The organism is Streptomyces sp. NBC_01304 (assembly GCF_035975855.1).
Taxonomy (GTDB): domain Bacteria; phylum Actinomycetota; class Actinomycetes; order Streptomycetales; family Streptomycetaceae; genus Streptomyces.
In genome coordinates this window covers 10,408,795-10,423,384 of the sequence record NZ_CP109055.1, presented here as the reverse complement: position 1 = coordinate 10,423,384, position 14,590 = coordinate 10,408,795, and the positions used below count along the sequence as shown (strand labels likewise).

The 14,590-nt window shown below is 72.3% G+C and carries 4 protein-coding genes; all 4 read right to left on the bottom strand.

Annotation, left to right across the window (positions count from 1 at the left end; genetic code table 11):
- Positions 1–32: 32 nt before the first annotated feature.
- Positions 33–11,741 carry an SDR family NAD(P)-dependent oxidoreductase gene (locus OG430_RS46640; protein ID WP_327358802.1) on the bottom strand — a complete coding sequence of 3,903 codons (11,709 nt, stop codon included), beginning with the start codon at positions 11,739–11,741 and terminating at the stop codon, positions 33–35.
- Positions 11,742–12,074: 333 nt separating this feature from the next.
- Complete coding sequence (locus OG430_RS46635) at positions 12,075–12,611, bottom strand: DinB family protein (RefSeq protein WP_327358801.1); 537 nt, start codon at positions 12,609–12,611, stop codon at positions 12,075–12,077.
- Positions 12,608–13,288, bottom strand: a complete 681-nt coding sequence (locus OG430_RS46630) for a hypothetical protein (protein WP_327358800.1) — start codon at positions 13,286–13,288, stop codon at positions 12,608–12,610. The genes OG430_RS46635 and OG430_RS46630 overlap by 4 nt, the downstream gene beginning before the upstream one ends.
- 1 nt (position 13,289) lies before the next feature.
- The gene (locus OG430_RS46625) at positions 13,290–14,582 is read right to left on the bottom strand and encodes a cytochrome P450 (protein ID WP_327358799.1); all 1,293 of its coding nucleotides are present in this window, start codon (positions 14,580–14,582) and stop codon (positions 13,290–13,292) included.
- Positions 14,583–14,590 lie beyond the last annotated feature (8 nt).

Genomic DNA, 14,590 nt, shown 5'->3' with positions numbered 1-14,590 from the left:
GCGCCTCGGCGGAGGCCGCCGAGAGCGTCGTCTCAGTCGAGGCCGTCGATGCCGGCCTCCGCCAGGAACGCGTCGAGTTCCGCGCTGAGTTCGTCGACCGACCGCTCGTCCTGCGGCTGCTGCTGCGCACCGGCGGCGCCCGCGATCTCAGCGAGTCCGTCGGACCCGGCGGCGGCCCCGGCAGCACCGGATCCGGTCGCCCCGCCGACACCCGCAGCGGCGGTCGTACCGATGCCCGTCGGCAGGTCCATCTTGCCGATGATCAGCCGGGCGATGTGCTCGGGCGTCGGGTGGTCGAAGGCCAGCGTCGCGGGCAGCGAGAGGCCGGTCGCCGCGGACAGGCGGCGGCGCAGCTCCACCGCCATCAGCGAGTCGAGGCCGAGCTCCTTGAGAACCTGGTCCGGGGCGAGCGCCCCGGCGCCCGCGAGGCCGAGCACGGCGGCGACTTCGCGCAGCACCAGGTCCGTCGCCTGCTCCTGACGCCGGTCGGGCGCGGTGGCGAGCAGCTGGTCGCGCAAGGAGCGCTGTTCGGTGGCTGCGCCGCCCGCCCGGCGCAGCGGGGGCTTCACGAGGGCCCGGAACAGGGCGGGAGCGTCACGTCCCTGGTCCAACTCCCGCTGGGCGGCACGCAGATCGAGCTTTGCCGGTACGAAGTTGTCGGCGGGGCGGGCGAGTACGGCGTCGAGCAGCCGCAGGCCGGTGTCGAACGGCAGCGGGGCGATGCCCTGCCTGCGGAGCCGCTCGATCTCGGTCCGGCCGAGGTCCGCGGTGAGGCCGATGCCGGCCTGCTGCCACAGGCCCCAGGCGAGGCTGGCGGCGGGGCGGCCCTGGGCCCGCAGGCGTGCCGCGAAGGCGTCGAGATAGGTGTTAGCGGCGGCGTACACGCTCTGGCCCGCGGTGCCGACGGTGCCGGCCGCGGACGAGAAGAACATGAGGGCCGCGAGGTCGAGTTCCGCGGTCAGCTCGGCCAGGTAGCAGGCGCCCCGCACCTTCGGCGCCATCACCCGGTCGAGGCGGTCCGCGGTCTGGGCGACCACGACGCCGTCGTCCAAGATGCCGGCGAGGTGCAGGACCGCGGTCCAGGGACGGTCGGGCCCGGCGAGGGCGAGGACCTTGGCGAGCTGGTCGCGGCGGGCCGCGTCGCAGGCTTCGACGCGTACGGATTCGGCGCCCTCGTCGGTGAGTTGCCGGACGAGTTCCGTGGCGCCGGGGGCTTCGGCGCCGCGCCGCGAGGTGAGGACGAGGTGCCGGACGCCGTGGCGGCGCACCAGGTGCCGGGCCACTTCCCGGCCGAGCTCGCCGGTGCCCCCGGTGATGAGGACCGTGCCCTGCGGGTCGAGGGAGCGTACGGCATTGTCCTGCTGCGCCGCGTCGGCGCGGACGAGGCGGGCGGTCAGCAACTGGCCCTCGCGTACCGCGATTTCCGGTTCGCCGGTGGTGGCGACGGCGGTGGGCAGCAGCTCCCGGTCGGCGTCGTCCGGGCCGAGGTCCACCAGACGCAGGGTGCGCTCGTCGTGTTCGGCGCGCGCACAGCGGAGCAGTCCCCACAGCGGTGCGTACGGCAGGCCGTCGAGCTGGTCGTCGTCGGCCGCGGCGACGCTGCCCCGGGTGACCCAGACGAGCTCCGTCGACGCGAGGCGCTCGTCGGCGAGCAGGCCCTGGAGCAGGGCGAGTGCGTGTTCCGTGGCGTTGTACGCGGCTTCGGGCGCGCTGTAGAAGGGCGGCCGGCCCGTCATGTCGACGACGATCCGGGCGGGGGCGGTCGTGCCCGCGTCGAGCCTCGCCGTGAGCGCGTCCAGCGCGGTCAGGTGCTCGGCGCCGAGGGCGGCCGCGAACTGTCCCGTGCCGTTGAGCAGGATGTCCGCCGTGGCACCCGCACCGGGCGCGGCGGCCGGGAGCGGGGTGAACGCGAGCCGGTGCAGGTCGTCGGCGCCGGGGGTGAGCGCGGCCCGCAGCTGGTCCGCCGTGGCCCGGCGCAGATGCAGTCCGCCGATCCGTACGACGGGCTCACCGGCCGCGTCGACGGCCCAGGCCTTGATCGACTGTCCGGCTTCGGAGGGCGCGGGCTCGACGTCGATCCGGATCCGCAGCTCGCCGCTGCCCGCGGCGTACAGCCGCACGTCGCTCCACTCGAAGGGCAACAGCGCCCCGTCGGGTTCCTGCTGACCTGCCGTGACGCCCTTCATCACGTGCAGGGCGGTGTCGAGGAGTGCCGGGTGCACGTTGTAGTCGGCGCCCGCGCCCGGTTCCGGGAGGCGTACGAGGCCGTAGGCGGAGTTGCCCTTGCGCCACAGTTCGGTCAGGCCGCGGAAAGTGGGGCCGTAGTCGATGCCCTGGGCGCCGAACCGGTCGTAGATTCCGCCCAGTTGGACCTGTTCGGCACCGGATACCGGCCACTGCGCCAGTTCGGCGAAGGCGTCGGCCCCGGCCCCGGTGGTGCCCCCGGCGGCGGGAACGTCGGCCGCCGAGTCGAAGAGTTCACCGCTCGCGTGCCGGGTCCAGGCCTCACGGGAGCTCTCCGGGCGGCTGTGGATCGTGAGCGGGCGGCGGCCGTCCGTGGACGCTCCCACGGTGATCTGGAGACGTACCGCCTCATTGATCACCAACGGTTCGGCCAGGGTCAGCTCGGCGACGCCCGCCGCGTCGACCTCGTGGGCGGCGGCGGTCGCGAGCTCCAGCAGGCCGGTGCCGGGGACGACTGTCTCGCCGAAGAGCACGTGGTCGTCCAGCCACGGGTGGTCGTCGCGGGAGAGGCGCCCGGTGAGGAGATGGCTGTCCCCGTCGGCGAGCGGGGTGACGGCCCCCAGCCACTGGTGCGGCGAGGAGTCCATGCCGAGGGATGTGGCGTCGCCGGTGGGCCTGGGGGCGTCGGTCCAGTAGTGCTCGCGTTGGAAGGCGTAGGTGGGGAGCGGGACCAGGGCCGGGGTCATTTCCGGGCCGGTGTTCAGGACGCGGTCCCAGTCGATGGTGTGGCCTTGGGTGTGCAACAGGCCTACGTTGCGCAGGAGTTGGGCCCTGTCGCCCTTGTCGCGGGCGAGGGAGCCGACGACGATGCCGCCGTGCTCGGCGCTGCCGTCCGTGAGCGGCATGGACAGGACCGGGTGTGCGGACATTTCCACGAAGACCGTGTGCCGGTCCTCCAGGAGCCGGGTCAGCGCCTGGTCGAAGCGGACCCGCTCACGGAGGTTGCGGCACCAGTACGCGCCGTCCAGCTCCGCACCCTCCGCGATCTGGCCGGTCACCGTCGAGTAGAAGGCGATGTCCGTGGCCCTGGGCACGATGCCCGCGAAGTCCTCCGCGAGGGCAGGCAACAACGGGTCCATCTGGGCGTTGTGCGACGCGTAATCCACGTTGATCTTCCGGGCGTACACATCCTGCGCCTGAAGATCCGCCACCAGCGCGTCCAGCTCTGCAGCCTGACCCGAAATCACCGTCGAACCAGCCGTGTTCACCGCCGCCACCGACAGCGCATCACCGTACGGGGCCAGGAACTCCTCAACCTGCGCCACAGGACGCTCGATCAACGCCATCCCACCCTGACCGGCGCACGCAAGGACCGCCTTGGAGCGACGGGCCACGATCTGCGCCCCCTGCTCCAAAGTGAGAGCACCGCTCACCACACCGGCAACAACCTCGCCCTGCGAATGACCGACAACGGCAGCCGGTTCCACCCCCAACGACCGCCACAACGCCGACAGGCCCACACCCATCGCGAACAGCGCAGGCTGCACCACATCCACCCGGTCGAACGGCGGATGATCACCCTCCTCCCCCGCCAACACCTCACGCACCGACCAACCCGTGAACGGCGCGAGCGCCGCATCACACGCATCGATCGTGGCCGCGAACACCTCACTCTCAGCGAGAAGTTCACGCCCCATCCCCACCCACTGCGAACCCTGACCCGGATAGACAAACACCACCCGGCCACGCCGAGCAGCCACCCCCGTCACCACCGCATCATCAGCCCGCCCCTCAGCCACCGACCGCAGCCCCGCCACCAGACCGGCCAGATCCGAAGCCACGACACTCGCCCGCGACTCCAAATGCGAGCGATGCCGAGCCGCCGTCAACGCCACATCGGCCGGCGAGATGTCCTCCCGGCCCTCCAGCCACGACGCCCAACGCCCCGCCTGCTCACGCAGCGCCTGCTCGCCCTGCCCGGACACCACCACCGGCACCGGGCCCGACCCCGCCGAGGGCACGGCATCGGCCCCGACCCCGCTCGCCTCGCGGACCGGCGGCTCCTCCACGATCACGTGGGCGTTCGTACCGCTGAGCCCGAACGACGACACGCCGGCGCGACGCGGACGCCCCTCCGTCCGCGCCCAGGGCGTGAGTTCGTCGACGACGTGCACCGAGAGGTCGTCCCACGCGATGTTGGGGTTGCGCGGTGTGCTGCGCAGCGTGGCCGGCAGGGCGTCGTGCTGGAAGGAGGCGAGCATCTTGCAGACTCCGGCGATGCCGGCGGCCGACTCCAGGTGGCCGACGACGCTCTTCGCGGTGCCGATCCCGAGTTCCCGGCCGGGCTCCCGGCCCTTGCCGTAGACGGCGTCGAGGGCCTGGACCTCGATCGGGTCGCCGAGGGACGTTCCGGTGCCGTGGCACTCGACGTAGTCGACGTCCGTGGCGGCCAGTCCGGCCGACCGCAGCGCGGCGCGGATGACCTTCTGCTGGGAGGTGCCGTTGGGCGCGGTGATGCCGCTGCTGGCGCCGTCGTGGTTGACGGCAGTGGCGCGGATGACGCCGAGGATGTTCCGGCCCTGGGCGATCGCGTCGGACAGGCGCATGACGGCGATGACGCCGACGCCCTCGCCGCGCCCGTATCCGTCGGCGTCGGCGGAGAAGGTCTTGCTGCGGCCGTCGGGCGACAGGGCGTGCGAGCGGCTGAGCGCCACGAACATGCCGGGATCGGCGAGTACTTGGACGCCGCCCGCGAGGGCGAGTTCGCACTCGTCGTTGCGCAGGGCCTCGCAGGCGAGGTGCAGGGCGACCAGGGAGGACGAGCAAGCCGTGTCGATGGACAGGGCGGGGCCCTGGAGGCCCAGGTGGTAGGAGAGCCGGCCGGCGTTGAAGCTGGAGAGGGCGCCGGTCAGGGTGTACGTGTCCGGGGCGGAGGTGCGGCGGTACTTGCCGTACTCGCCCTCGCCCGCGCCGACGAAGACGCCGGTGCGGGAGTCGCGCAGGTCGCGCGGGCGGATGCCGGCGTGCTCCAGGGAGTTCCAGGCCGCTTCGAGGAGCAGGCGGTGCTGGGGGTCCATCGGTTCGGCCTCGCGCGGGCTGATGCCGAAGAACGACGCGTCGAACGAGGCTACGTCGCCGAGGAAGGAGGCATGCCGGGCGTACGTCCTGCCCTCGGCGTCCGGGTCGGGGTCGTAGAAGGAGTTGATGTCGAACCGGTCGGCCGGAACGGTCGCGACCGTGTCGCGGCCTTCGGCGAGCACCTGCCAGAGGCTTTCGAGGTCATGGGCCTCACCGGGCATGCGCAGGCCGACGCCGACCATGGCCAGGGGCTCGTCGCCACGCCGACTCGTCGAGGCGTCCCCCGCACGCGTACCGACATCCGTACGCGTACCGACATCCGTCCCCGTACCGACATCCGTCCCCGTAGCGGCGTCCGCAGTGAGTGCGGGAGCGAGTTCGCCGAGCAGCCACCGGGCGGCGGAGCGCAGGTCGGGGCAGTCGAAGATGAGGGTCTTGGGAGTGCTGACGCCGGTACGCCGCTGAACGCGTTCGGCGAGGTCCACGGCCATCATCGAGTCGAAGCCGAGATCCTTGAACCCGCGCTCCGGGTCCAGGGATTCGGGGTTCCGCACGCCGAGAACGGCCGCGGCCTCGGCGGCGAGCAGGGCGCACAGCTGTGCCTCGCGGTCCTGGTCGTCGAGGGCGAGGAGGGTTTCGCGCAGGGGGTTCGCCCCGGCGTCCGACGCTGCGGCGGTGTGCTGCTCCAGTGCGGCGCGTGCCTGCGGTATCTCGCGCAGGAACGGACGGTTCCTGCCCTCCGTGTAGGTGGGGGCGGCCCGGTCCCAGTCGATCTGGGCGATCACCGTGGAACGGCCCGTCGCCAGCGCCGCGTCGAGGGCGGTCAGGGCCCGGTCGACGGCCATGGGGGCGAGGCCGATGCGGCGCAGTTGGGTCTCGGCGGCGCCGTGCGTCATGCCGCCGTCGGCCCAGGGGCCCCACCCGATGCTCAGGGCCGGTCGTCCTTCGGCCCTGAGCTGCGCGGCCAGGGCGTCGAGTGCGGTGTTGGCCATGGCGTAGTTGGCCTGTCCTACGTTGCCGAGTGCGCCGATGACGGAGGAGTAGAGGACGAAGGCGTCGAGGTCGTGGCCGAGGGTGACCTCGTGCAGCAGCCTGGCGGCGCGCAGCTTGGGTGCCGATGACGCGGCGAGGGCTTCGGTGTCGAGTCGGTCGATCAGCCGGTCGTCGAGGGTGCCCGCGGTGTGGAAGACGGCGCGCAACGGCGCCTCGTCGCGGTCGATCCCGGCGATCAGCACGGCCAGTTGGTCCCGGTCGGTGACGTCGCAGGAGGCGAGCGTGACGCGGGCTCCGGCCGCTTCGAGGGCTTCGGTGAGTGCGGTGGCGCCATCCGCGTCGGGGCCGCGCCGGGATGCGAGGACGAGGTGTTCGGCGCCGTGCTCGGCGAGCCTGCGTGCCAGATGGCCCGCGAGGGCTCCGCTGCCTCCGGTGATCAGTACGGTGCCGCGCGGGGACCAGGGGCGCAGGGCGGTCTCGGGGGCGGCCCGGCGCAGTCTGCGCACGAAGCGGCCGGCGGGGCGCAGCGCCACGTGCTCTTCCGGGTCACCCGGCGCCGCGAGGGCGGCAACGAGCTGCTGCATTGCGGCGGTTGCCTGCTCGGGGTCGGCGGGGAGGTCGATGAGGCCGCCCCAGCGGTTGGCGTGTTCCAGGGCGACGACGTGGCCGAGTCCCCAGGCGCCGGCCTGCTCGGGGCGCGGCGCGTGGTCATCCGCGTACGCCTGGACCGCGCCACGGGTGATGAGCCACAGCGGTGCGCGTACGGCGGCGTCGCCGAGGGCCTGCACGAGCGCGAGGGTCTGGGCGGCACCGGTGGTCGTGTCGGGGTGGTCCGGGTGCGGGGTCTCGTCGGCCTGGGTAAGGGCGAGGACGCCGGTGAAGGGGGTGTCGCCGAGTGTGCCCTTCAGGTTCGCGAGCAGGGTGGCGTACGTGGTGCGGTCGCAGCCTGCGGCGAGCACATGCGCACGTGCGCCCGCCTCGGTCAGTGCGGCGGCGACGGTGTCGGCGAGGCTCTGGGCGATCGCGGGGGCCACCAGGAGCCAGTGGCCGTCGAGGGCGGGGGCGGTACGGGGGGTGGCGAGTTGGTCCCAGGTCTCCTCGTACATCCAGTCCGCGATGTCGGCGGCGCGGTCGCGCCGGGCGCGCCAGTCGGCGAGGTAGGGCAGGAGGGTGGCGACGGCCGAGGTGTCGGTGACGCCGAGCAGTTCACCGAGGCGCTCGGCCTCACCGCTGTCGACGGCCTGCCACAGGGCGTCGTCCGTGCCCTTGGTGTCATGTGTCGTCGTGCGGTCGGGCGCGTCGAGCCAGTAGTGCTCGCGCTGGAAGGCGTACGTCGGCAGGTCGACCAAGGTCGGGGACGTACCCTCGAAGACCCTTGCCCAGTCGAGGCCCTGCCCGCCGCCGACGTGCAGCGTGCCCAGCGCGCGGAGCAGGTCTCGCGACTCGTCGGGGGCATCGCCCGCGCGCTGCGAAGGTATGAAGACGCGGCCCTCACCCGTGACGCAGCCTGCCGCCATCGCGGAGAGCACGGCGGCCGGACCGCACTCCAAGTACCTTGCGACGCCCGCCTGTTCGAGGGTGCCGATCGCGTCGAGGAAACGTACGGCCTCACGGACCTGACGCACCCAGTAGCCGGGGTCGCGAAGACCCTGACCCTCGGCCAGATCCGTGTCGAACCACTCGCCCGTCACCGTCGAAACGAGCGGGATCTGCGGCGCCACGAAGGAGCAGGACCGCGCCACGGTCTCGTACTCCGCGAGCATCGCGTCCATGTGCGGACTGTGGAACGCGTGGGACACCTCAAGACGACGCGTACGACGCCCGATGGCCGTGAAGTGGTCGACCACCTGCGAGACGGCGGCCTCATCACCACTGACGCCTGTCTGCGTCGGCCCGTTCAGACCGGAGATCGAGATGCGCCCGTCCAGCCGGGCCAGGACTTCCAGAACCTCTGCCTCCGATGCCTCCACCGAGGCCATCGCCCCGCCCGTCTCGCAGGCCTGCATCAACCGGCCGCGTGCAGCGACCAGTTGAGCGGCATCAGCCAGCGAAAGCACCCCAGCCACATGCGCGGCGGCCAGCTCTCCGATCGAGTGCCCGGCCACCACCCGAGGCTCCACACCCCAAGCAGCCCACAACCGGAACAACGCCACCTCGAACGCGAACAACGCGGGCTGCGTGAACTCCGTCTCCTGCACCAACGCCGCATCCGCGCCTGCCGGATCCGCGAACACCACCGCGGCCAGCGGCACCCGCAGATGCGGATCGACGGCCGCGCAGACCTCGTCGAACGCGGCCTGGAAGACCGGGAAGGCGACGTAGAGGCCACGCCCCATCCCCACTCGCTGGCTCCCCTGACCGGTGAACAGCACCGCCAACTCGCCCTCGGCGAGGGCACCTTCCACCACATCCGGGTGGGGTGTCCCGGCGGCGAGTGCGCGCAGTGCCTGTTCCGCCTCGTCGGCCGTGGCCGCGACGGCCACCGCTCGCTGTTCGAGGTGGGAGCGACGGCTCGCGGCGGTGTACGCGATGTCGCGCAGTGCCGCGCGGGAGGCGCCGCGCAGGTGCCCGGCGAGGCGGGCCGCGTTCTCGGCGCGGGCCGCGGCGGTCTTCCCGGACACGGTCAGGGCGACCGGCGCCGTCGAGGTGTGCTCCTTGGGGCGGCCGGAGACGACGCCCCAGTCGATGTCGAAGCCGTCGCACCACAGGCGTGCCGCGACGTCCTCCAGGCAGTGGCGCGACGGGCGGCGGCGGTCGCCCGCGGCCAGGGCGGCGGAGCGCTCGTCGTGCCGCGTCCGGAGGGTGCGCTCGACTCCGTACTGGACGATCGGGTGCGGGGCGATCTCCACGATGCGCAGTCCGCGCTCGCGGGCGAGTGCGGTCACGGCCTCGGGGAGCAGGAAGGTCTCCCGCATGTTGCGCAGCCAGTAGGACGCGTCGAGGGACGTACCGTCGATGAACCCGTTGGTGACGGTGGACCACAGCGGCACGGCCGTGGGTCGGGTCTCCACGGCGCCCAGGCGGCGCAGGAGTTCGGGGCCGAGGTCATCGATCTGCGGGTTGTGCGCGGCGAAGTCGATGTTGACGCGGTGGGTACGGACGCCGCGCTCGGCCAGGGTCCGCTCCAGTGCGGCGATGACGTCCGGGGACGCGGAGAGGCAGACCTGGCCGGGGGCCAGATGTCCCGCGACGGCCGCGTCTCCCCCGGCCTCGGCGACCACGCGGGCGGCGTCGCCGGGAGAGAGTTCGGCGGCGAGGAGGCCGCCGCGGCCGGAGATCCGCTCGGCGGTCAGCTGTGCCATGGTGCTGATGACGCGGGCGCCCTCGGCGAGCGGGAGCGCGCCCGCGATGACGGCGGCGGCGACCTCTCCGATGCTCTGGCCGACGACGACGCCGGGTTCGAGGCCCCAGGCCTGCAGGGTCCTGGCCTGGGCGACCTGCAGGGCGAACAGGACGGGCTCGACGACGTCGGTGCGGTCGAGGCGGGACTCGGCGCGGTCGGCGAGGAGTTCGTCGACGACCGACCAGCCGGTGGCCTCGCGCACGGCGCGGTCGCAGTCGTCGAGGGCAGCGCGGAAGGCGGGTTCGGCGAGCAGGTCGCGGCCCATGCCGAGCCACTGGCTGCCGTGTCCCGAGAAGAGGAAAGCGAGTTCGGGGCGGCCGCCGGCGGGCGTCGGGGGGCGGGTGCCGATGCGGTCGTGCAGGGCGTCGGCGAGCTGGTCGTGGTGGGTGATCGCGGCGACCACGCGGTGGTCGCCGGTGCCGGCGCCGAGGAGTTCGGGCGCGTACCAGGCGTGGCCCGCCCGGGCCCGGTCGGCGAGTGCGTCGGCGGACTCGCGCAGCGCCGAGTCGCTGTCCTCGGCGAGCGGTACGAGCAGCCGGCGCCGGAACGGGGCTTCCTCCAGGGCGACATGGGCGTTGGTGCCGCCGAAGCCGAAGCCGCTGACACCCGCGTACCGGCGTTCCGCGGTGGGCCAGGCCTGGCGCCCGGCGACGACCTGGAGGCGGTGGGTGTCGAAGTCGATGTGCGGGCTCGGGTTGTCGAAGTGCAGGCTGGCGGGGAGTTCGCCGTGGTGCAGGGCGAGCGCGGTCTTGATCAGGCCGGTGACGCCCGCGGCGGGTTCCAGGTGGCCGAAGTTGGTCTTGGCGGAGCCGATCCGCAGCGGTTCCTCGCGTCCCTCGGCGAAGACGCTGCCGAGGGCCTGCGCCTCGACGGGGTCGCCGAGCGGGGTGCCGGTGCCGTGCGCCTCGACGTAGGAGACGTCCTTGGGGGCGATGCCCGCGGCCTGCCAGGCGGCCCGCAACACCGCTTCCTGGGCACGGGGGTTGGGCGCGGTGAGGCCGTTGGAGGCGCCGTCGTTGTTGACGGCGCTGCCCCGGATCACGGCGTAGACCCGGTCCCCGGCGGCGAGCGCGTCGGAGAGGCGGCGCAGCACGATGACGCCGCAACCCTCGCCCCGTACATAGCCGTTGGCATCGGCGTCGAAGGCGCGGCACTGCCCGTCGGGGTTCATGCCGCCGAACTTGGTCATGGCGACGGTGGTGTGGGGGTGCAGCAGGATGTTGACGCCGCCGGCGAGGGCGAGGTCGGACTCGCCGCTGTGCAGGCTCTGGACGGCCAGGTGGGTGGCGGTCAGCGAGGAGCTGCAGGCGGTGGCGACGGCCAGGGCGGGGCCGTGCAGGCCGAGGGTGTAGGCGATACGGGCGGGGATGATCGAGTTGTCCCAGCCGACCGCGGAGTGGGTGCCGATGGCTTCGGGGTCGGCGCCCGTGGCGAGGTGGTACTCCTGCGCCATGGTGCCGATGAACACGCCGGTACGGGAACCCGCGAGGTCCCCGTGCACGATGCGGGCGTCCTCCAGGGCGGCCCAGGTGGTTTCGAGGGCCATGCGCTGCTGGGGGTCCATGTGCCGGGCCTCGGTGGGCGAGATCCGGAACAGTTCGGCGTCGAAGCCGGCGACGTCGTCGAGGAATCCGCCCCAGCGGGTGGTCATCCGGCCGGGGGCGCGGATGTCGGAGTCGAGCCATTCCTGGGCGTTCCAGCGGTCCCCGGGTACTTCGCGGACGGCTTCGACGCCCCCGAGCAGGCTCTCCCAGAGCGCGTCGGGCGTCTCGATGCCGCCGGGCAGCCGGCAGCCGAGGCCGACGATGGCGATGGGTTCGGCGGCACTCGCCGCGCGCGCCCGCGTAGGCTTCGCGGGCGCGGGGGCCTCCTCGCCTGCCAGGTAGCCGGCGAGGGCGGCCACCGTGGGGTACTGCCACACGGCCCAGCCGGGCACCGGCCGGTCCAGGCGCCGGGAGGCCTCGGCGGCGAGCCGCATGAGCTGCGCGGAGTCCAGTTCGAGCTCGCGCAGCGGCCGGTCGTCGGCCACGGAGTCCGGGCCCACGTCGAGGAGTTCGGCGAGGATCGTGCGCAGCAGTCCGGCGATGTCCTGGGCCGTCGCCGTGGTGGCGGATGCGTCGCGGTTCACCTGGGCAAAGCTCATCGGCTCTTCCTTGATGCTCGTCGGACCGGGCTCGGGCGCGGGTCGCAAGTCCCAGCGGCAGCGAGGGAGACAGCGGGTCGAACGGGACCGGCCACGTCACGAGCGGGCCTGAGCCCACGTGACGTGGCCGGTGTGGTGCCGGGGAGTGCCGGTCGGGCCGGCGGCAGCAGTCGGAACTCGGGCGATGCCACGGCGTCATCATGGTTCCGGCCGCTTGAGCGTGGGTCGAACTCGGCGGCCGTACGAGGTCCGTCGACGACCGTACGAGGTCCGGCGGGCCGGGCCCGGCACAGGCACCGTACGAGGTCCGGCAGGCCGGGTCCGGCAGCGCTCCTAGAAGGGCACGCTCATGTCGAGGCGCTGGCGCAGGGCGGCCAGCATGCCCCCGTGGTAGGCGTCGTGCATCTGCACCAGGGACAGCGCCCAGCCCAGCGTGGAGAGCCGCTCCATCCAGTACGCGTCGAGGGGTGCGGTGATCTCGCGCTCGGTCTTGCGGTGCAGGTCCTCGACCGTGAGGTTCTCGACGACGGTGCGCAGCCTGGCATGCGTTCCCTTGTAGAGGGCGAGCATCTCGTCGAGCGGGGGCGCGTCGGTGAAGTTCACATGGGCGCAGTCGTCGGACCAGTCCGCGTAGAACTGGCCGTCCAGCGTGAGGATGCCGTCCTCGCCGTAGAGGTACGCCACGTAGTCCTTGGAGCACATGAGGTGTCCGAGGTACCACAGGGCGGGCAGCTGGCCGTCGGGGGCGGTGCGCGCGGTCTCGTCGGTGAAGCCCTCCATGAGGGTCAGCACCATTTCGTAGGTGAGGTCGAGGTCGCGGACCAGGTGGGCGGTCAGCGCGTCCTGCTGGGTGAGGGTGGCGGTGGTCACTGCTTGTTCCTCCTGCGTTCGGCGCGCTCGGCGCGCTGCTTCCGTCGTTCCGCGCGCTGCTCGGCGAGCTTGGCGGCCACATCGTCGAAGGTGGGCAGCTCAGGGCTGTCGCTGGTCCAGCGGATGCCCTCCCACGTGTACGCGATGTCCTTCATGCGGCGTACGGCGTGCTGGTGTTCCTCGCTGTTGAGGAAGACGTCCAGGGAGGCGTTGTCCTCCCAGATGGTGAGCGCGCGCGAGCTGTTCCAGTTCTTGTCCGACACGCCGAAGACCGCGCCGAGGAGTCCGTCGCGCTCGAAGAAGTCGGTGAGCAGGGCCTCGTTGAGCTTGGCGGCCTCCGCCTCGCCCTCCTTCTTGGGCCAGCCGTTGGACTCGGCGACCACGTAGCTGGCGGGCAGCGGTCCGCGCAGCTCGCCGGTCTCGTCGAAGGCGGGGCCCAGCCAGCCGAGCACGACCCTGCGGTCGGACTCGTCGCCCTCCGCGTACTCGTCGAGGGTGGTGGGGCGCGGGCGCCCGTCGATCAACTCCCCGGTGGGCGAGGGGTCGAGGAGATCGGAGGTGTCCTCGGCCTCCGCCTCGGCGGCGGCTGCGGCAGCGGCCGCCGGGCAGCCCGCCGCCCGCATGGCGGCCAGGGTGTCGGTGGTGTCGGCGGTGGTCTCCGCCTCGGTGATGCTCATGTCACTTCTCCTTCCGGCGCACCGGGAGCTTCGCGTACTCGAGGATGACCATCCGCAGGACCAGCTGGCGTACCTCGCCGTCCAGTTCGAGCGTCGGCAGCACCGGGACGAGGACCTTGAACATGGCCTTGATCTCCTCGCGGGCCAGCGCGGCACCGACGCAGCGGTGCATGCCGTTCCCGCCGAAGGAGACGTGCCGGTTCGGCTTGCGGGTGATGTCGAAGGCGTTCGGGTCGGAGAAGGCGTCCTCGTCCCGGTTGCCCGACGGGTAGAACAGGGCGACCGTCTCGCCCTTGCGGATCTTCTGGCCGCCGATCTCGGTGTCCTTGACGCAGGTGCGTACCAACGTCACGGCGATCGAGGTGTACCTGATGATCTCGTCGACCGCACTGTCGAGGAGCGACGGGTCGTCGATCAACTTCTGGAGCTGGTCGGGGTGTTGGAGCAGCGCCCGGATGCCGCCGGCGATGACGTTGCGGGTGGTGCCGTTGCCCGCCTGGACCAGGTTGAACAGCATGTACGACATGTCGTGGAAGGCGAGCGGCTGCTCGTCCACGGTGGCCTGCACCAGGCGGCTGAGCACGTCGGTGCCGCCTTCGCCGCCCTCTTCCATCCGCCGCCGTACCAGGGCGGAGAAGTACTCGTCGAGGGCGCCCATGGCGCGCATGAAGCGCTGCATGGCCTGCTGGCCGTCCGCCGTCGCGAAGTCCGTGTGGAAGGCGGTGGCGGTGTCCTTGTGGTACTCGAAGAGTTCGTCCCAGTCCTCCTCGGGTATGCCGAGGAGCTCGAATATGACGGCCAGCGGGAGCAGCGCGGAGAGCTCGTACGCCACGTCCGCGGTGCCGCGCTCGTCCAGGGTCTTCAGGAAGTCGGCCACATAGCCCTTGGAGAGCTCGGCGAGCCGCTCGGACCTGGCCTCCGAGGCCTTGGTCGTGAAGCAGGGGTACATGGCGGCCCGGACCTGCGTGTGCAGCGGGGCGTCCATGAGGCCGAGGCCGACGGGGTAGTCGGCCGGGTGGCCGTAGAGCCCGGCGCGGCGCTCGCGCTCGATCTCCCACGGGTCGATCTCGTCGGGGGTCTCGACGCCGATGCGCTGTTGGTGCGAGAAGAACTCGGTGTTGCGGGACACCCAGGCGATGTCCTCGTGCCGGCTGATCAGCCAGAACGGCTCGTACCCCGGCTGCTGGTACCAGTGGACGGGTGACTCCCGCCTCAGTGTGGCGAGTTCCGCCCAGGGATGGTCCTCGTAGTACAGCGAGTCGCTGGTGACGTCGATTTCCGCTACTGCGTTCATGTCGGGCC

What these genes read in the sequence shown, in the direction of transcription:
- OG430_RS46630 (WP_327358800.1), bottom strand. Translation starts at nt 13,288, where the DNA reads ATGAGCATCACCGAGGCGGAGACCACCGCCGACACCACCGACACCCTG.
- OG430_RS46625 (WP_327358799.1), bottom strand. Translation starts at nt 14,582, where the DNA reads ATGAACGCAGTAGCGGAAATCGACGTCACCAGCGACTCGCTGTACTAC.
- OG430_RS46640 (WP_327358802.1), bottom strand. Translation starts at nt 11,741, where the DNA reads ATGAGCTTTGCCCAGGTGAACCGCGACGCATCCGCCACCACGGCGACG.